The organism is Rothia uropygialis (assembly GCF_004137765.1).
Taxonomy (GTDB): domain Bacteria; phylum Actinomycetota; class Actinomycetes; order Actinomycetales; family Micrococcaceae; genus Rothia.
Window position 1 is genome coordinate 231,282 of record NZ_NOIS01000004.1, and the last position, 18,652, is coordinate 249,933.

Genomic DNA, 18,652 nt, shown 5'->3' on the forward strand with positions numbered 1-18,652 from the left:
AATCCCACCCTATGCGCGAGTCTCGACCCACCCCTCACCGAGGGTTCAGGCTCACGGCGTCACCCCGCGAGCCCCCGGGCAACGGGCCACCGGGGAACGGGGTCAGAACGGATCGGCATAGAGCGCTTCGTCCGCACCGTTGACCGGACGATCCGGATCGCCGAACATCGCGAAGAACTGGATGGGGGTTCCGTCCCGGTCCGTGAAGGAGAACGTGTATCGACCGGAAGGCAGGGCCGCGAGAACTCCGCCCTTCAGCTGGAGGTGCCCTTTGTCGTCCTTCTGGAAATGAGCCTCGGTGGGCACGGTGACCGGCTTGCCAGTTGCGCCGTCACGGTATGTCACGTCGACCTTTGGCTGGTCGCCATCCGGAAGGGTGTAGGTGCTCGAGGGCAGGAACGTTACGGAGTCCAACCCAATGGGTTGCGTATGCAGATGAGCGGGACCGGCGTTGGTCAGGGACTCTTGGTCTCGAAGAATCGCAAGGGTGGTCTCCGCGCCATACAGGTCTCCGTAGGCCAGCTGCGGTTGATCGCTCGGCTGACCGTTACTTCCCAGGAAAGGTGGTCCCCCACCTTCCAGCCCGACCGGGTTGAGGGGGCCTTCGAACTGAATCATCTGCTGACCCCTCGTGTTGTCGAGCATCGCGCTCCCGCTCAAGTCGACCCTGCCTCCTTGCGAGTCGACCACCAGTTCTTCGCCGTGCACCCCATCGCCGATCTTGGCCCGATACAGACCATCAGGAGCTGGTTCGGGAGTCTGCCCTGGCATGGGTGGCGAGAACAGTTTGAAGTCTGTCGACCCCAAACCTTGCTGCTGGGCCAGTGTCATGGTCGAGCCAGTGCCCGGCCGCGGGGTGTACCCGGTCGGGGCCGTGCCGTGTTCGTCCTTCCACGGGCCGTCGTTATCCGTGGGTGGTTGCTCCGTCGCCCCGGCAAATTCGACTCCGCCCGGAGAGCCGGACGCCGGCCCGGCCGATAGCGCCTGCTCAGGGAAGTTGGGAGACTCAGCGAATGCCGGAACAACCGCACCCACGCCCAACGCAGTACCGATGCCCAAGGCCATGACCGCCGCCGTCGCGGAGGTCGGCTGGACCAAGTCGGTCAGAGGATTCATGTAGTTCTGCATGGTTTCTCATCCTTCGAGGTGTCTGGGTTATTGCCACCCACGACCTGGCGTGATGCGCAACAGGTCGCAGGGTTCGACGATGTGGTCTCAGGAGGGATCGTCGTAGAGCGGTGATTCGCCGGGACGTTCCTGGTGATTCGCATCAGCAAGCATCACGTAGACCTGGTGGTAGTTGCCGACATCGTCGGTGAAGGAAAAGCGGTAACGACCCGAGGGGAGATCCTTGAGCTGGCCTTGCTGGATGCTCAACTCACCATGAATGTTCCTCCCCAGATATGCGACGTCCGGGACCACGACCGCCTCACCCGTTTCGGCATCCCGGTATGTCGCGTTGACCCGAATGTTGGCCATGTTGGGGTGGGGAATGGGAGTCTCCGTGGTCACCGGGATGTCATCCGTACCGACGTCATGGACAGGCAAGCCGGTGGATTTGTTGCGCACGCTGTCTCCCGCGGTATCCGCCGGAACCACAAGGTGGTTCGAGTCATAGAGGACACCGCCCTCGGCCAAATGCGGTTGATCCGCCGGTTGATCATGGGAGTCCAGGAAGCGATGCTGCTCGTTGCTCCCCGGGTCAGGGTTGAGGGGCCCCTTGACCTGGACCATGAGCTGACCGTGAGCCGATTCGACAAACTGCTCACCTTGACTGATATCCAGAATGCCGCCGCTCGATTGGGCGGTGAGTTCAGTTCCGCAGACGCCATTGCCGATCGTCACCCTGTAGGCACCATCGGGCGCCGGCCCCAGCCCCACCGCATCGGGCAACGAGGCTTCGAGTTTGAGCTGGGCACCGCCCGGCTCCGTCTGGGTTACAGCCCCGGTGGGTCCTCCTGCAACCGGAAGTCCGCTAAAGGGTATCGGCGCCGTTCCATGGGCCTGTTTCCATGGACTGTCCTCGGACAGCGACGGATCACCCGTCGTGGGACCCGAGTCGCACGGTGTTTCGTCTGGCGGCCAGGCCGCCTGAGCAGGCGAGGAGACCCCAACGAGAGTTCCGAAGCCCAGAGCAGCCGCTGCGGCAGCCGCGATGAGAGGAGGCATATGCTTCTGGTGCGAGAAATTCATGACTCTTCCGCTCCTTCAGGTCAATCGTGCCAGGAAAGATTCCTGACCTGAGCCCCTGTTCCGTCGAATCCTTGAGAAGATTTCGGGGAACCGTTGCTCACACATTGAGCATATGAAGAGAAAGGGAGAATTGGGTTACCGTTTGATCTCAATCGACAATAAACTGCATAACGTTTCAATAACCCTTGAAAACCGGCAGAAAACAGTTCAGAAGAATTGAAATTACCGATTTCTTGGTTATCAGATCACGCGTTGGTCAAATACGTGACGGCGAATCCACGAATGCATTGCAATGGCCGCGGCCGCCGAAGCATTGATGGATCTCGTCGAACCGAACTGCTCGATCGACAAAGTGTCCACCGCTGCGTCTTTCATCTCCTGGCTGATCCCGGGCCCTTCCTGCCCGAAAACCAGGACGCAGTCTCGCGGAAGATCATAGGTCTCCAGCTTCCGAGAATCCGGGAAATTGTCGATACCGATGACGGTCAGCCCCTCGGATTGGGCCCATTCAATGAACGACTCGACGGTGACATGGTGCCGAACATGCTGATATCGATCCGTGACCATTGCGCCGCGTCGATTCCACCGCTTCCGTCCGATGATGTGGACTTCCCGGGCAAGAAAAGCGTTTGCTGTTCGAACCACGGAACCGATATTGAGATCGTGTTGCCAATTTTCGATGGCCACGTGGAAAGAATGCCGTTTGGAATCCAGGTCCGCGATAATTGCATCCATGGTCCAATAACGGTATTCGTCGGTGACGTTCCGACGGTCGCCCTCGCGGAGAAGTTCGGGGTCCCAGTGGTCTCCCTCCGGCCATTGCCCTTGCCACGGGCCGACCCCGACAACGTGCTCGGCCGCTGCACCGTCCGTCGCCGACGTGGGGACCTCGGTGCCCATTGCTTCCGAGGCTACACATTCTCCGGGCCGCGAGACGGCGTGATCCGATCCCACTCCTAGTCCAGGCCGAGTTCCGACTTGGAGAAGGCGTAAAGGCAGGGGACGGATGCGCTCTCCTCGATACGTTCTTTGGCGCCGGTCGCGCGGTCCACGATGATGGCCACTGCCACGACCTCCGCCCCGGCTTCCCGCAATGCCTCGACGGCGGTCAGCGCCGAGCCGCCCGTGGTCGAAGTGTCCTCGAGGACCACAACGTTCTTCCCCTTGACCTCAGGGCCCTCGACCTGACGGCCCATACCGTAGGACTTCTGGGCCTTGCGAACCACGAACGTATCGATGGGTCGGTCATGGTCTCCTGCGGTTCGCATGATCGCGTGTCCCACGGGATCCGCACCCATGGTCAGACCGCCCGCCGCGTCGAAATCAATGTTATTTCGATCCAGAAGATCCAGCATGACCTGCCCCACCAGACGCGACGCCTCATGGTGAAGGGTCACTCGGCGCAAGTCGACGTAGTAATCGGCCTCAAGACCGGAAGCCAACGTTACCTTGCCGCGCACCACGGCGAGCTCGATGATGAGGTCACGGAGCCTCTCGCGGGCGGCCTCGATGGACAGGGCAGTGGAAAGATCGGAAGTCATGCCGCCATTCTACGTGGTGGGCCGCCGATTCGAGGCGATCGAGCCTCACGCTGTGGATACGCTTTTCGGGGGCGAGCTCGCCTCCCGAAACGGAGCCCTGAGTTTGGTCAGCATCTCCTCGTACTCCGCCTCCGGATCGGAATCGGCAACGATGGCCCCACCGGCACTCACGCTGATTCGCGACGTCGAATGTGTCTCCGCGCGAAGCACGACCGTACGGATCACGATGGACAGGTCAGCTTCCCCGGTTGGGCAGAGATACCCCAAGGCCCCGGAATAGACCCCACGGGCACGCCCCTCCAAGCGCTCGATGATCTTCATGGTGCGCGGCTTCGGTGCTCCGGTCATGGAACCTCCCGGGAAGCAGGAACGCACCAGGTCGAGCGCGGAACGCCCAGGTAACAGTCGCCCTCGAATCGTCGACACGAGCTGGTGCACGGTCGCGTAGCTTTCGACACCCATGAGGACCGGAACCTGGATCGTCGCCGGATCACAGACGCGCGAGAAATCATTGCGCAGCAGATCCACGATCATGAGGTTCTCAGCGCGAGTCTTCGGATCGGCTGCCAGAGCTCTCGCCGCGCGGGAGTCCTTTTCGGCATCGTCGCAGCGCGGTGCCGTGCCTTTGATCGGCTTGGTTTCGCACCACCCGTCATTGGCGACGGACAGGAACCGCTCGGGGCTCGAGGACAACACCGCGACGTCGTCGCACCACAGAAAGGCGGCATATGGGGCCGGGTTCGCTTGACGCTGCCGTCGGTACAGAGCAAGTGCTTCATCGAGCCCGAACGGCGCTTCGACGATTCCCCCGGTTTCCGCGGTCAGACACACTTCATAGGAATTCCCATCGCGGATCTCGCCCAGGGCTTCTCGGACGGCACAGATGTATTCCTCGCGCTCCGGGAAGGCAAACTCAGGTTTCCGGATCGCCGAATCCTGTGTCGCCGTTATCGACGGGAGGGATTCCTCGACCCTCGAGACGAGGTCCATCCACACCGAGTCGCCGAGGACCCAGACCTCCTCAGTATCGTGATCAACAAGGACAAGTCTGCTGGCCTTCATCCACACTGCATCGGGGGCTTCTGCCGGTTGCTCGTTCGGGGAATCGAGGTCGGCTTTCACCTCGTACCCGAAGTAACCGAACCACGCGCCGACCAAAGATAGGGCAAAACCCGGGATGCGCGAATCCGCGTTCCGGGACGGAACCGCTTCGAATGCACCAGACGACGCCGAGCATGCGAGTCGTTCTTCCAGGACATCGAGAATCGTCCCGTTCACGCGCTCTCCGCTACGGGCGTCGGGGCCCAGGTGGTGCACCCGGGGGCATCGTGAGCCCGCCTGCTCGTATCGGAGAACCTCGCTCGGGAACGCCAAGACGCTCCAACGGGACGGCGCCCCTCCGGGCTGCCGTGCAGAGGCCGAATCGAGCCATGCCGCATAGCGGATTTCGGCACCGTTCTCATGGCCAAGGCAATCAAGAAGCCGATGGAAGAGGTCTGCGAGGCTGACATCCACCTCGGTGAGCGCGGATTGCGATGCCCAGAGCATCCGGCCGTGGGCATCCACACCGCAAGGAAACCTGTGCGAGAGCATGAGATACATTCTTCCACGCCGACTTCTCCCCTTTTCGGGTCTAGGCTGGTGGTCGCACACATTGCATTGCAAAGGGAGTGATGATGGCCTTTTCAACTAAACGCATAGCCGCGTCCGTAGGTCTCTCAGGGGCCGCCGGGTTGCTCGGGGTCGCCGCGCATGACGTACTCCAGAAAAAGCACACCATCCTGCGGAATTTCCCCGTCCTGGGACACGCCCGCTATTTCATGGAATTCATCCGGCCGGAGATTCAGCAGTATTTCATCGAGAACAACTACGACGGCCGCCCCTTCGACCGTGACACCCGGACCATGATCTACGAGCGCTCCAAGGGGTTGGGAGGCGAACAAGCCTTCGGCACCGAGCGCAAGGTGCTGCGGCCCGGCCACGATTTCATCCTCCACACCATGGCCCCAGTCGATCCCATGAAAGAAGAACCACGCCAGCGCCTCGGAGGACCGGACTGCACCCAGCCTTATGATATTTCTCTGTTCAATATTTCTTCCATGAGCTTCGGCGCATTGTCCGCGAATGCGGTCATGGCCATGAACAAGGGTGCGGCTCTCGGCGGGTTCTCCCAAGAAACAGGGGAAGGCGGGCTCACCGAATACCACCTCAAATACGGGGGTGACGTCATCTGGGAATTCGGTTCCGGATATTTCGGCTGCCGCACCAAGGACGGCCGGTTCGACGACGAAGTCTTCGCCCAGAAGGCGGCCAAGGCGGAAATCAAGGGGATCCTGATCAAGCTGAGTCAGGGGGCCAAGCCCGGCCTAGGCGGTGTCCTTCCCGGTGACAAGGTCACCCGTGAGATCGCGGACGCACGCGGGGTTCCCGAGGGACAAACGTGCGTCAGCCCTGCCGCTCACCCTGAATTCGATACTCCGCGAGAACTTTTGGAGTTCGTCGCTCGCGTGCGCAAGGCGGCTAACGGCAAGCCCGTGGGCATTAAATTCTGCGCGGGGTCACGGATCGAGATCCTCGCTTTGTGCAAGGCGATGCTGGAAACTCGGATAACCCCCGACTGGATCACGGTCGACGGTTCGGAAGGCGGGACGGGTGCGGCCCCCGTCGAGTTTGAAGACGCCGTCGGGATGCCGCTGACCGAAGGCCTGATCAGCGTCAACAACGCCCTCGTCGGTGTGGGGCTGCGGGAGAAGGTCGCGTTGGGAGCTTCCGGGAAGGTCGTCGGTGGTGCCGACATCGTCCGGCGCATGGCCCTGGGCGCAGACTTCACCAACAGCGCCCGAGGCATGATGATGGCCACCGGGTGCATCCAGGCGCAGAAGTGCAACACCAACAGGTGCCCCTCCGGGGTCGCGACGCAGGATCCTCGGCTCTCACGGGGAATCGACGTCGGAGACAAAGGCGAACGCGTCAAGAATTTCCATATCGGCACCATGAATTCAGCCATGCGAATCATCGCCTCGATGGGACTTCACACCTTCCGCGATCTCGGACCAGAACACATCATGCACCGCATCGATTCCACGAGTTCCTCGTCCTACAAGCGGATGTACACCTGGCTGGAGACAAATTCCCTCCTTGACGGAACCGCCCCCGAAGACTGGATGGAGAAGTGGAACCGCGCGGACCCGGATAGCTTCATGGTCGCGAGGCACCACCACACTCGGGCTAACTGATCCGTCCAGCCTTGCCGAGTCGGCGAGAACGGCCGGGTTTCAGGCACGACCGGGCCCTTCTCGCGGCGTCCGTTTATGCGAAGGCAGACTGTCCCGTGATGTCGCGACCGACGATGAGCCGCTGAATGTTCTCGGTTCCCTCGTACGTGTGAACACCCTCGATGTCGAACATGTGGCGGATCACATGGTTTTCCAGGAGCACGCCGTTGCCGCCCAGCATGTCGCGTGCGGTCGCGAGGACCTTCCGCGCTTTCGTGGTGTTGTGGACTTTGAACAAGCTTGCTTGTTGGTCCCTCAGGGTCCCTGCTTCCTGTAGCTTGGCGATCCGCGCAGCCATGAGCTGCATATCCGTGATCTCGGAGAGCATCTCGACCAAGCGTTCCTGAATCATCTGGAACTTCGCGAGCGGCTTTCCGAATTGGATGCGCTGCTGGCTGTAGTGCAGGGCGGTCTCGTATGCGCTGATCGCGTGGCCCAATGCGGACCAGGCAACGCCGACACGGGTTTGTACGAGGACCACGGAAACGTCCTTGAAGTTCTTAACCCCGGGAAGGAGGTTCTCTGCGGGAACTCTCACGTCGTTGAGGCTGATGCGGGCCTGGTGGATGGCTCGCAGCGTGCCTTTGCCCTCGATCACCTCGGCGTTGTAGCCCTCGGACTCCTGGTCCACGATGAAACCGCGTACGTTGTTCTCCTCGTCCCGCGCCCAAACCACCGTGATGCCGCCCGAGGCACCGTTGCCGATCCATTTCTTTTCACCGGTGATGACGTATTCGTCGCCGTCCTTCACGGCCCGGGTTTCCAAGGAGACCGAATCCGATCCGTGGTCCGGTTCGGTCAGAGCGAAGGATCCCAGCAAACTCGCGTCCGCCAGCGGGTCAAGGTATTTTTTCTTCTGGGCCTCGGAGCCGAACAAGGCAATCGAACGCAGAGCCAACCCGCCTTGGACAGCAACGGCCGTGGCCATGGAACCGTCCCATCGGGACAGTTCCATCGTCACCAGACCGGCCGCCAACGGCGAGAGCTTGCGGTGGCCAGGTACATCCAGCCCATCGGTCATGAGGTCGAGCTCCCCGATTCGACGTACCAGGTCCAGAGGGTATTCCGCACGGTCCCAGTATCCATTCACCAGCGGCAGAATTTCCCGCCCGTATTGCCGGGCCGCATTCCATGCTTTGCGGTCTTCGTCGGTCGCTGCAAACACGTCCAGATAATCCGTGTCGACGGGCTCGGTCAGGTCGTAGGAAATCTCAGGGTTTACCGCGTTCACGGTCCCTCCTTCAGGGTTGTTGGATTCTCTGTCCCGTGTGGCTCGACGCCGTCGGGCCTCTTCGTCGGTGAAGGGCCACAGGCGTCAGGTCAGTAACTCGGCTCACAGTCTATCGGCTCCCCAGCGGCGCACTGGACTCCGACCCCAGCGCCACTAGACGGAACGCAGGTCTCTCTTGAGGATCTTTCCCGATTGATTACGGGGCAGCTCGTCGACGAACTCAATGCGTTTGGGTACTTTGAAGGGCGCGAGATGCTCCTTGGCGTGCGCGATCACCTCGGCTTGGTCCAACGATGCCCCCTCCCGCGGGACGATGAAAGCGGTGACGGCCTCGATCCAACGCTCATCGGGAACTCCCACCACCGCCACTTCGGCGACGCCTTCATACCGGTAGATCACGTCCTCAATTTCTCGGGACGCAACCAATATCCCGCCGGTGTTGATGACGTCCTTGATTCGATCCACGACCTCGATGTACCCGGCGTCGTCCATGACCACTTGGTCGCCCGAATGGAACCAACCACCCTCGAAGGCTTCGTCCGTGGCTTCGGGCATGTTCCAGTAACCCATGCAGACCTGGGGCCCCCGATACTGAATTTCGCCCGGTTCGCCGATTCGGGCACGTAGACCGTCGAGGGTCATGATCCGCACCTTGACGTTATGGACGGGCCTTCCGCACGACGCCGGGCGCTGATCGTGCTCTTCGGGTTTGAGGACGCAGGTGAGTGGCCCCAATTCGGATTGTCCGAAGCAGTTGTAGAACCCGATCCCCGGGTACCGCGAGCGCAATTTCTCCAACACCGCGACCGGCATGATCGATGCTCCGTACTGCGCTTTGCGCAAGCTCGACAAGTCGCGCCGGTCCAAATCAGGGTGGTTTGCGAGGGGAACCCATACCGTGGGTGCCAAGAAGAGCGATCCGATTTTCTCTTTCTCGACGCGTTCGAGGATCTCCGGAATATCCGGTTTCTCCAGAAGGCGCACGGTCGCACCCATCAGCAGGTACGGAACCGCGAAAACGTGGAGCGCGGCCGAATGGTAGAGAGGCATCGCGATGAGGGGCGCGTCCTGGGGACCGAGGGAAAGGATCGTGATGCAGGACTCGTATTGGGCCCTCAGACTGTTGTGGCTGTGAACGGCGCCCTTAGGTTTGGATGTGGTTCCGGAGGTGTACAGCAATTGAGCGACGTCGCCACCGGATTGGACAGGAGTGCCCAAGGGTTCGGGAGGCGTGCCGTTTGTGCCGAATTCGTTCGGGAAGTCTTCCATGACCCGTTCCAGCAACCCACCGGGCTTCCCAAAGAGCGGTTGGACGGACTCGGCCGGGACGTCGCCCAGAACTTTCTCCGCCGTCTCCCGGAGCCCGGGATCCGTGAATACTGCCGAGGCCCCGCTGTCCTTCAGGATATGTGCGAGCTCGTTGCCCGTGAGGGCGAAGTTCACGGGTACGTGCACGTACCCTGCCCGCAATGTGGCGAAGAAGCCGATCAGGAACGCGTCTGAATTCTTGCCGTAGAACGCGATCCGTGCCCCTTCATCGAATCCTTGAGACCGCAATATCCGGGCCGCTGCCGTGACCGCGGCGTCGAAGTCCCGGTAGGACCATTCGCGGCCTTCGAATTTCAGGGCGATGTGCAGATCCGACCGGGCGGCGCTTCGGGCGAGAGCGGCGTCGATACTCTCTTCTCGCGCGGCACGGACCTGCTCAGACGTACTGACTTCCGGCATTGCCTTCATATCATTCACCCCATCGCTCGATGATGGTCACGTTGGCCTGCCCTCCGCCTTCGCACATAGTCTGCAGACCGAATCGTCCGCCGGTCTGCTCCAACGTGTGAAGCAGCGTCGTCATGAGACGGGCGCCCGTGGCTCCAATGGGGTGGCCCAAAGCGATGGCTCCTCCCCGCCGATTGACCTTGGCCATATCCGGCTCAAGCTCTCGTTCCCAAGCCAGGACGACCCCGGCGAAAGCCTCGTTGATCTCGATCGCATCCATGTCCTCGAGGGTCATGCCTGACCGTTCGAGTGCGCGTCTTGTCGCGCGAATCGGCGCGGTCAGCATTTGTACGGGATCATCCCCACGGGCCGACAGATGATGAATCCTCGCCCGTGGGGTCAGCCCGAATTTCTCGACGGCATCGGCCGAAGCGATGACCAGAGCGGCGGCACCATCGGAGACCTGCGAGGCGGAGGCAGCCGTGTGGATGCCTCCAGGAACGATGGGGTCAAGTTCGTTCATCTTGGCCCGATTCGGCTCGCGAGGGCCTTCGTCACGAATGACTTTGCCCACCGGAACGATCTCTTCGTCGAAGACCCCGGATTCCCACGCCGCGATGGCGCGCCGGTGGGATTCGGCGGCAAAGGTTTCCACATCGTCGCGTGTGAACCCCCATCTCTCGGCCATGAGCTCGACGCCGCGAAATTGAGATATCTCCTGGTCTCCGTAACGCTTGCCCCACTCCTCGGAACCCGCAAAAGGATTCGGAAAACCGAGTTGATGTGTTGCGGTATTCGCCCAGCCGAGCGGAATCGAACTCATCGATTGGATCCCTCCGGCAAGAACCAGGTCACTCGTACCGGACATCACTGCCTGAGCGGCGTAGTGAACGGCTTGTTGGCCTGAACCGCATTGCCGGTCGATCGTCGTACCCGGTACGGCCTCCGACCCACCGGCAGCGAGCCACGAAGTGCGGGCGATGTCGAACGCCTGAGGGCCGACCTGGTCGATGCAGCCGAGAACGATTTCATCGAACTCTTCCGAATCGACCCCCGTGCGGTCCAAGGCCGCGCGGATGGGAACGGCCGCGAGATCCACTGGGTGGATCGAGGCGAGCCCGCCTTTTCGGCGCCCAACAGGAGTACGGATCGCATCGACAATGTAAGCCTCAGGCATATGTCCTCCTCGTGATGGAGATTCGATATCGGGGGTCCGGGATTTACCTGGGTGACATGCGGATTGCGCCGTCCATCCGGGTCACCTGGCCGTTGAGGTAGTCGTGACCGATGATGTCCAAGGCCAGTTCGGCGTACTCGGCTGGCTTCGCCAAGCGGTGCGGGAACGGCACCGACTGCTCCAGGGATGCCCGGAAATCCGGGTCGATTCCGGCCATCATGGGCGTATCGACGATTCCGGGGGCAATCGTGTTCACGCGGATACCCTTGCTGGCCAGATCTCTGGCCGCGGGGAGGGTCAGTCCGACGACTCCGCCCTTCGAGGAGGCGTAGGCCGCTTGGCCGATCTGCCCCTCGTAAGCGGCCACCGACGCGGTGTTGATGATGACGCCGCGCTGACCGTCCTCGTCCACGGGCTCGGTCTTCGCGATGGCCTCGGCCGCGAGGGCCAAGACCTGGAAGGTGCCGATGAGATTGACCGTGATCACGGCCGTGTATGCCTTGAAGTCGTGAACCCCGTTCTTACCGAGCACGCGACCCGCATTTCCGATCCCTGCGCAGTTGACGGCGACGCGCAGCGGCCCGGTACCACCGTTCACGGCTTGTTCAACGCCGGCCCTCACCGAATCCGGGTCCGTCACGTCGACCTCAACGTAGGTGAGGCCATCGAGCCTTTCGGCTTTCTCGATGGATTGGCCCAGATCGAAAACATAGACATGTGCACCCTTGTTGACCAGCGCCCGTGCTGTCTCGTGGCCAAGCCCGGACGCACCGCCGGTGACAATCGCAGAAATTCCTTTGACGTCCATTTCTCCTCCTTGAATGGTGGATGCGGCCGCGGATTCCGGCCGCCGATCTTGGGACTCGCTTACACGAATGCGGAGACGCCCGTGATCGCGCGACCCACAATGAGCGAGTTGATTTCGTAGGTTCCCTCATAGGTGTAAAGGATCTCCGCATCGCAGAAGATCTTTCCGGCCTCGAAATCGCTGGTTACACCGTTGCCGCCCAGAAGCGCGCGGGTTTTGGCCACCGATTCGCGGGTCAGACGCGTGCCCGTGGATTTGCCCAAGGCTGCGTGCATCATCTGCAGAGCGCCTGCCTGTTGCTCACGAGCCACCTGAATCATGAGCCCGAGAGTCGCGTGAGCATTGCCGGCAATCTCAGAGAGCGACTGCTGGATAAGCTGGAATTTGGCGAGCGGTCGGCCGAATTGCTCACGGTTCAGCGCGTAGGAACGGGCAACGTCGAAGGCGGCCATCTGCAATCCGTAGCTTTGCCATCCGACCCACACCCGGGAATTCCTGAGCATCTCGTTGACGCTCGCGAAATCCACGGTAAGGGGCAGGTGATTCTCGGCGGGTACGTGGACGTCCTCCAGCTCAATATCGGCGTTCTGCATGATGCGCAGGCCGATCTTGTTGGCGATTTTCTTCGCGGTGTATCCCGGCCGATCCGTCTCGACCAAAAACGCCTTGAACTGATGGTCGGCCGTGTCACGGGCCCAGACCAGTGCGAAGTCGGCGATCGTTCCCGCCCCGATCCAGCGCTTGCTGCCGCGAATGACCCATTCGTCGCCGACGCGTGTGGCCGTGGTCTGTATTCCGCCGGCAATGTCCGAGCCATGTTCGGGTTCGGTCAGTGCGAATGCACCGATGGCTTCGAAGCGGCGCAATTTCGGCAGCCACTTCTCGCGTTGTTCGTCGGACCCCAACTGGTTGATCATTCCGACGATCAATTCATTGTGAATACCGACGAGAGCTGAGAGCGAGACATCGGCCCGGGCCATCTCCGCATAAACGAGCCCCCTGTATAGCCAAGTGGTGTCCGATAGCTCGAGCTCTCCGAGCCCCAGCTCGGCGAGTCCAGGGAGCAGATCGAAGGCGAAGTCTTCACGGTTCCAGTAGTCGATGCTCTGAGGCCGGATCGTTTCCTGCAAGTACTTTCGAATGTTGTCGAATGACGCACGTTCGACTTCGTTGAGCAACGTACGCACGTCCAGAAGGTCGCCGTCGGGATGGGGAAGCTCGGTAAAGTGCCCATCCGCGGAAGCGGTTCCAGGTAGATCTGACATGTTTGCCCTTCCTTGTGGGAGACCATGACGCCCGCAAAATATGGCGTGAATCACAGTTATTCGTGACCATACCGGACCTGGACTTGAATGTCCCAGCCGGCGAGGAACCATCCGCAATATTGCGGAAATCTCGGGCGTCTATCATGGGCGCATGCGCGAATTACAGGCTCAGATCATTGAAGAAATGGGCGTCAGGCCCCGGATCGAACCCGCCGAGGAGGTCAGACTTCGCGTCGATTTCCTGTGCGAATATCTCAAGGGATCCCGCACGAACGGCTTCGTCCTCGGCATCAGCGGGGGCATCGACTCGTCGCTGGCCGGCAGGCTCTGCCAGCTTGCCGTGGACAAACTGGCGGAGGAAGGAATCGACGCCGACTTCGTCGCGGTCCGGTTGCCGTACCGCACCCAGGCTGACGAAGAAGATGCCCAGCTCGCCCTGAAATTCATCCGCCCCCGAACCAACTGGACCTTCGACGTCGAGCCGGGAACGAGCGGAATCGAACAAGAATTCCGCCGGACCACCGGCCGTGAAATTTCCGATTTCAACAAGGGCAATGTCAAGGCACGTATGCGCATGATCGCCCAGTACGCCCTGGCTGGTGAGCGGAATCTGCTCGTGGTCGGAACCGACCATGCGGCCGAGTCGATCACCGGATTCTTCACCAAATTCGGCGATGGCGGCGCGGACATCCTCCCGCTCTACGGGCTCAACAAACGCCAGAATCGCCAATTGCTGCAGTACCTCGGCGCCGACGAGCGACTCTGGTCCAAGGCACCTACGGCAGATCTCCTGGATTCGACTCCCGGACGCCACGATGAGGACGAACTCGGAATCACGTACGACGTCATCGACGACTTCTTGGAAGGACAAGAGATCGACGACGATCAGGCCGAGACCCTGGAATCCCGCTTCCTCCGCACCCGACACAAGCGCACGACGCCGGCCACGATCCTCGACCCCTGGTGGAAGTAGGACACTGGGCGTCTGGGGACAGGAGGCCCCACCTTGCTGGAGCGGAACGCCTCCGGCCGCAGCCCCAACCGCGAACGCTGCATTCGGGGTGTGGGCTGTGGTCAGCGGCTCCTGCACATCCGGCTGAAAACGGTAGCGGGACTTATAAGGTGTTCGAGCTTTTGCCGGGCCCGCCCCTGGGCTACTGTGTAACAACGTGAGTTGCCTCACAGTGACGTGGGGCGATAGCCGAATCAGAGGGAGGCCCTATGACCGTCACCGATCAGTTCCGCCAGGCCAGAGACCGTCTTGTCGAATTGCGCGAGGATTATCGCGAAGCCCGAAAAGAGTTCCAGTGGCCCCGATTCGAGCACTTCAACTTTGCCCTGGACTGGTTCGACGCGGTTGCAGCGACTCCGGAACGCGCGGAGCAGAACGCGCTCGTCGTCGTCGAGCAAGACGGCTCTTCCCAACGACTGACGTATAGAGAGATGTCCGACCGGTCGAGCCAGGTGGCCAATTGGATGAGCAAGATCGGTGTGCGGCGGGGCGACCATATGATCCTCATGCTCGACAACCAGGTCGAGCTGTGGGAAAGCATGCTCGCGGGCATCAAAATGGGCGTAGTACTCCTCCCGACGACGACGATGCTCGGCCCCAAGGATCTCGAGGAAAGGGTCGCTCGCGGATCCGTCTCCTGGATCCTCACGAATTCCGGGAACGTAGCCAAATTCTCCGAGGTCCCGGGCGACTTCTCAGTGATTGAGACGGGCGGCAAGAGCGAGAACGCGGTGCCCGGGCGGAGCCATTACGCCTATCAGGAGAGCCATGAGGCTCCGACCGAGTTCACACCGGACGCACCGACCCCAGCCGATGAGACCCTGCTTCTCTACTTCACGTCAGGAACCACCTCGCGCGCCAAACTGGTTGAGCACACCCACACGTCCTATCCCGTGGGGCACTTGTCCACGATGTACTGGATTGGGCTCGAGCCCGGCGACGTCCACCTCAACGTTGCATCCCCCGGGTGGGCCAAACACGCCTGGTCCAACATCTTCACCCCCTGGATCGCCGAGGCCACGGTTTTCATCTACAACTACTCGCGCTTCGATGCCGCGGCTCTCATGCAGACCATGGACGCGGAGGGCATTACGAGTTTCTGTGCTCCGCCGACCGTCTGGCGGATGTTCATCCAGGCGGACCTTTCCACCTTGAAGACGCCGCCGCGCAAGGTCGTGGCCGCTGGCGAGCCGCTCAACCCCAAGGTCATCAACCGCGTCCGCGAGGCGTGGGGGGTCGACATCCGGGACGGATTCGGTCAGACCGAGACGACAGTCCAGATCGCGAACACGCCGGGGCAGGAGCTCGTGGTCGGTACCGTGGGACGCCCCCTTCCGGGATTCGACATCGTTCTGGTGGACCCTGTCTCGGATGAAGTCGTCGAAGGCACCGGTGAGGGCGAGGTCTGCATCGTCACGCAACCGCGCCCGGTCGGACTCATGGTCGGGTACAAGGGCGATCCCGCCAAGAACGACGAGGTCTTTCGGAACGGCGTGTACCACACGGGCGACATCATGAGCAGGGACGAGGGCGGCAACTTCACGTACGTCGGGCGCGCGGACGATGTATTCAAAGCAAGCGACTACAAGCTTTCGCCATTCGAGTTGGAGTCGGTGGTGATCGAACATCGTGCCGTCGCCGAGGCCGCCGTGGTCCCTTCGCCCGATCCTTTGCGTCTGGCCGTGCCGAAGGCGTACGTCGTCCTGAATTCGGGCCACGAACCAACCGCGGAACTGGCCGAATCGATCCTGGCGCATTGCCGCGCCAATTTGGCTCCGTACGCGCGCATCCGACGCTTGGAATTCTTCGACCTTCCCAAGACCGTTTCCGGGAAGATTCGACGCGTCGAACTCCGTGCCCGCGAGCGCGCATTCCACGGTCCCGAAGGCGAGTTGACTGACTCATCGCGTGGTCAACGCACGACGACTCAGGGTTATGGCCACGAATTCAGCGAGACCGACTTCCCCGGCCTGAAGAACTCCTGACCCGCCCTTCTACCGCGAGGCGGCACAGTGGCTTCGAACGTCGCCCTGTCATCGCTCAGAAGTGCCACCTCGCGGGCGTCAGTGGCGTATAACCTGGTGACGTGACCGCAACAAAGACCGTGAGACTCGTGGATTGTCGATCCACTGGGTGGCGTCTCGCACGCACCCTGCTCATCGTCGGAGTCAGTCTTTGGCTCGGTTCCGTCTCCCACGTGCTGGGCGGTGGTCATATCCCCCGCTCCGGGCTCGCGCTTGCACTCTCCCTGCCCTTAATCGGCGCGGTTTTCGCCCTCACACGCTTCACGCTGGGTTTCCTGGCCTGCTTGCCCCTGCTCGGGCTGGGCCAGCTCGCGGTTCACGGGCTACTCATGATCGGCTCGCTCTCCACCGGGGACCATACTTCGATCCTCGGCGGAGCACCCGTCGGGGCCAGCTCCGCGCACGTCGGCGGCACGAACATGCACCAGGCCGCCGGGATAGCACACGCCGGAATGATGCATTCGGGACATGTGCCTTCCGGAAACACTGACTCCATGGCCATGGGGCACGGTTCCATGCCGATGCTCCTGGCCCACGTGATCGGAACGGTGCTCGCAGCCGCCGTCGTGGGTGCGATCGATGCCACCCTGTGGGCCCTCGCGGTCCTGATCCTGCCATGGGTCGCTCGGCTGATAGGGGTTGTTCCCTTCTGCTGCAAGCCCGCCTCTGCCTGTTTCCCGGACACATCCCAGGCCCCTCCCCAGAGGAAACCACGAGCCTTGGATCCGGTCCGAGGCCCGCCCCTCCACCTCGCATTCAGCTGAAACAGGCGTCGGCCCACCCTGGGCCGGCGCAATTCTATAGCGCACTGAAGCGCGCACCGATGTGAGGAACAGAAAAATGACAACCATCGATACATCGCGCCCTGAAACGGGCCCTACCACCACGCCTCCCCCTCGACACCGCCGCGGCTGGTTCCGGGCCATGGTCCTGAGGCTGCACTTCTTCACCGGTCTGATCGTCGGACCGTTCATTCTGGTCGCGGCGCTCTCCGGAGCGTTGTACGCCATGGCTCCACAACTCGAGAAAGTCGTCTACGCCCACGAGCTGTACACGAGCACCGAGGCCCAGAACCTGTCCCTCGATGACCAGGTGCAACGGGCCATAGAACATGTTGATCGAGACAGCGCAGCGCACGAGGCGCCTCCCCTGACGTCTGTGCGACCTGCCCCGCAGCCGGGGATGACAACCCGTGTCATGTTCGCGCCGCCGGAAGGTTCTTCTCCTTCCGACCATAGGGCAGTGTTCGTCAGCCCCGCCGACGGTGAAATTCGCGGAGACCTGACCGTTTACGGTTCCTCCGGCTCACTGCCGCTCCGCACATGGATCGATCAGCTCCACCGTAGCCTCCATCTGGGCGAACCCGGGCGTCTCTATGCCGAGTTCGCGGCATCGTGGATGTGGGTTATTGCCCTCGGAGGTCTGATCCTGTGGATGCCTCAGCTGACCGGACGGCTGCGTGCAGGGCTTTCCCGACGTCGAGCTATTCGAGAAGCCATGTTGCCGACGCCCGGAGCCCAGGGGCGGAAGCGTCTGCTGGGGTGGCACTATTCGGCAGGTTTGGGCCTTCTGGTCGCGATGCTGTTCCTCTCTGCCACCGGAATTACGTGGTCCACCTATGGGGGCGAGAACGTCACTCGCCTTCGTGCCGCACTTGACTGGTCCACCCCCCAAGCGAGGACGTCATTGACAGGGGAGGAAGCAGCTGCCGGCGAACATGCCGGTCACGCAGGACATACGGCCGACTCCGATGATTCGTCCTCCATGTCCATGCCCCTGGACTCGGGCTACGACGCGATCATGCGCGCGTCGCGGCGTCTGGGTATCGGATCGGACCAGGTCGAGATCGTGCCGGCGGCGTCCATGGACAAAGCGTGGACGGTGCAGGAGATCGACCGCCACTACCCCACTCACGTGGACAGCGTGACGATCGACCCGATGACGTACGAACGGGTGGATTCGGTGTCGTTCAAAAACGACTACTCGCTGCCGGCCAAGCTGGCCCGGTGGGGAATCGACATCCACATGGGCCTCTGGTTCGGTTTGCTCAATCAGCTGGTGCTCTTCGTTGTCGCGATCGGGATCGCCGCGATGGTGGTGACCGGTTATTGGATGTGGTTCAAACGCCGTCCGACGTTGTCCCGAATGAAGACTCCGAAATCGGGATTGCGGAGCGCGCCTTGGTGGGCGTGGCCCGCCGTGGGCCTCCCCGCCTTGGTGATCGGCTGGTTCCTTCCCCTGCTGGGGCTCCCGCTCGTGGCCTTCGTCGTGGTTGACGGCGCCTTGGCGTGGAGAAGCTCGCGTGTCAGAGGCACCGTCTGACAAGGGCGTCTCTGAAAGACGGCCCGAGGCCGACTCGCGAGGGTATGCTTCGGGCCGTCTGCGTGCGGTCTTCGCCGCTTGCCTAGTA

At 61.8% G+C, this 18,652-nt stretch carries 15 protein-coding genes; 5 read left to right on the forward strand and 10 right to left on the reverse strand.

Features of this window, described 5'->3' with window-relative positions; translation table 11 throughout:
• Positions 1 to 102: 102 nt before the first annotated feature.
• The 5 genes from EWV35_RS10330 to EWV35_RS10350 all read right to left on the reverse strand — a co-directional run bounded on the left by EWV35_RS10330 (position 103) and on the right by EWV35_RS10350 (position 5,327).
• Positions 103 to 1,128, reverse strand: a complete 1,026-nt coding sequence (locus tag EWV35_RS10330; protein WP_129661590.1) for a hypothetical protein — start codon at positions 1,126 to 1,128, stop codon at positions 103 to 105.
• A gap of 87 nt (positions 1,129 to 1,215) precedes the next feature.
• Positions 1,216 to 2,193 carry a hypothetical protein gene (locus EWV35_RS10335; RefSeq protein WP_129661592.1) on the reverse strand — a complete coding sequence of 326 codons (978 nt, stop codon included), beginning with the start codon at positions 2,191 to 2,193 and terminating at the stop codon, positions 1,216 to 1,218.
• Between the two features lie 240 nt (positions 2,194 to 2,433).
• On the reverse strand, positions 2,434 to 3,093 hold the full coding sequence (locus tag EWV35_RS10340; protein ID WP_129661594.1) for a TrmH family RNA methyltransferase: 660 nt from the start codon (positions 3,091 to 3,093) through the stop codon (positions 2,434 to 2,436).
• A gap of 56 nt (positions 3,094 to 3,149) precedes the next feature.
• Complete coding sequence (gene pyrE / locus EWV35_RS10345; protein WP_129661596.1) at positions 3,150 to 3,734, reverse strand: orotate phosphoribosyltransferase; 585 nt, start codon at positions 3,732 to 3,734, stop codon at positions 3,150 to 3,152.
• A 45-nt stretch (positions 3,735 to 3,779) separates the two neighbouring features.
• Positions 3,780 to 5,327, reverse strand: a complete 1,548-nt coding sequence (locus EWV35_RS10350) for an anthranilate synthase component I family protein (protein WP_165168517.1) — start codon at positions 5,325 to 5,327, stop codon at positions 3,780 to 3,782.
• Between the two features lie 83 nt (positions 5,328 to 5,410).
• Here EWV35_RS10350 and EWV35_RS10355 point away from each other — a divergent pair, with 83 nt between their 5' ends.
• On the forward strand, positions 5,411 to 6,970 hold the full coding sequence (locus tag EWV35_RS10355; protein WP_129661600.1) for an FMN-binding glutamate synthase family protein: 1,560 nt from the start codon (positions 5,411 to 5,413) through the stop codon (positions 6,968 to 6,970).
• 73 nt (positions 6,971 to 7,043) lie between these two features.
• On the opposite strand, the gene EWV35_RS10360 is transcribed toward EWV35_RS10355, so the two are convergent.
• The 5 genes from EWV35_RS10360 to EWV35_RS10380 form a co-directional block, all read right to left on the reverse strand.
• Entirely contained in the window at positions 7,044 to 8,240 is a 1,197-nt protein-coding gene (locus tag EWV35_RS10360; RefSeq protein ID WP_238654397.1) for an acyl-CoA dehydrogenase family protein, read from the reverse strand.
• Between the two features lie 153 nt (positions 8,241 to 8,393).
• Entirely contained in the window at positions 8,394 to 9,977 is a 1,584-nt protein-coding gene (locus EWV35_RS10365) for a fatty acyl-CoA synthetase (protein ID WP_238654399.1), read from the reverse strand.
• 1 nt (position 9,978) lies between these two features.
• Entirely contained in the window at positions 9,979 to 11,133 is a 1,155-nt protein-coding gene (locus EWV35_RS10370; protein WP_129661602.1) for an acetyl-CoA C-acetyltransferase, read from the reverse strand.
• Positions 11,134 to 11,176: 43 nt separating this feature from the next.
• Positions 11,177 to 11,941, reverse strand: coding sequence for an SDR family NAD(P)-dependent oxidoreductase (locus EWV35_RS10375; RefSeq protein WP_129661604.1), 765 nt, complete (start codon positions 11,939 to 11,941; stop codon positions 11,177 to 11,179).
• A gap of 59 nt (positions 11,942 to 12,000) precedes the next feature.
• Complete coding sequence (locus EWV35_RS10380; RefSeq protein WP_129661606.1) at positions 12,001 to 13,206, reverse strand: acyl-CoA dehydrogenase family protein; 1,206 nt, start codon at positions 13,204 to 13,206, stop codon at positions 12,001 to 12,003.
• Between the two features lie 151 nt (positions 13,207 to 13,357).
• On the opposite strand from EWV35_RS10380, the gene nadE reads away from it, so the two are divergent.
• The 4 genes from nadE (at position 13,358) to EWV35_RS10400 (ending at position 18,564) form a co-directional block, all read left to right on the forward strand.
• Positions 13,358 to 14,179, forward strand: a complete 822-nt coding sequence (gene nadE, locus EWV35_RS10385; RefSeq protein WP_129661608.1) for an ammonia-dependent NAD(+) synthetase — start codon at positions 13,358 to 13,360, stop codon at positions 14,177 to 14,179.
• Positions 14,180 to 14,427: 248 nt separating this feature from the next.
• Complete coding sequence (locus EWV35_RS10390) at positions 14,428 to 16,203, forward strand: AMP-binding protein (protein ID WP_129661610.1); 1,776 nt, start codon at positions 14,428 to 14,430, stop codon at positions 16,201 to 16,203.
• 101 nt (positions 16,204 to 16,304) lie between these two features.
• A complete protein-coding gene (locus EWV35_RS10395; RefSeq protein WP_129661612.1) occupies positions 16,305 to 17,006 on the forward strand; it encodes a hypothetical protein in 702 nt (233 codons plus the stop codon).
• A 76-nt stretch (positions 17,007 to 17,082) separates the two neighbouring features.
• Positions 17,083 to 18,564: a PepSY-associated TM helix domain-containing protein gene (locus EWV35_RS10400; RefSeq protein ID WP_129661614.1), complete on the forward strand. Its 1,482-nt coding sequence runs from the start codon at positions 17,083 to 17,085 to the stop codon at positions 18,562 to 18,564.
• The last annotated feature ends 88 nt before the right edge of the window (positions 18,565 to 18,652 follow it).

Coding starts and splice junctions, on each gene's coding strand:
- EWV35_RS10380 (WP_129661606.1), bottom strand. CDS start 13,206: ATGTCAGATCTACCTGGAACCGCTTCCGCGGATGGGCACTTTACCGAG.
- EWV35_RS10350 (WP_165168517.1), bottom strand. CDS start 5,327: ATGCTCTCGCACAGGTTTCCTTGCGGTGTGGATGCCCACGGCCGGATG.
- EWV35_RS10375 (WP_129661604.1), bottom strand. CDS start 11,941: ATGGACGTCAAAGGAATTTCTGCGATTGTCACCGGCGGTGCGTCCGGG.
- pyrE (WP_129661596.1), bottom strand. CDS start 3,734: ATGACTTCCGATCTTTCCACTGCCCTGTCCATCGAGGCCGCCCGCGAG.
- EWV35_RS10390 (WP_129661610.1), top strand. CDS start 14,428: ATGACCGTCACCGATCAGTTCCGCCAGGCCAGAGACCGTCTTGTCGAA.
- EWV35_RS10340 (WP_129661594.1), bottom strand. CDS start 3,093: ATGGGCACCGAGGTCCCCACGTCGGCGACGGACGGTGCAGCGGCCGAG.
- EWV35_RS10370 (WP_129661602.1), bottom strand. CDS start 11,133: ATGCCTGAGGCTTACATTGTCGATGCGATCCGTACTCCTGTTGGGCGC.
- EWV35_RS10365 (WP_238654399.1), bottom strand. CDS start 9,977: ATGAAGGCAATGCCGGAAGTCAGTACGTCTGAGCAGGTCCGTGCCGCG.
- EWV35_RS10335 (WP_129661592.1), bottom strand. CDS start 2,193: ATGAATTTCTCGCACCAGAAGCATATGCCTCCTCTCATCGCGGCTGCC.
- EWV35_RS10355 (WP_129661600.1), top strand. CDS start 5,411: ATGGCCTTTTCAACTAAACGCATAGCCGCGTCCGTAGGTCTCTCAGGG.
- nadE (WP_129661608.1), top strand. CDS start 13,358: ATGCGCGAATTACAGGCTCAGATCATTGAAGAAATGGGCGTCAGGCCC.
- EWV35_RS10400 (WP_129661614.1), top strand. CDS start 17,083: ATGACAACCATCGATACATCGCGCCCTGAAACGGGCCCTACCACCACG.
- EWV35_RS10330 (WP_129661590.1), bottom strand. CDS start 1,128: ATGCAGAACTACATGAATCCTCTGACCGACTTGGTCCAGCCGACCTCC.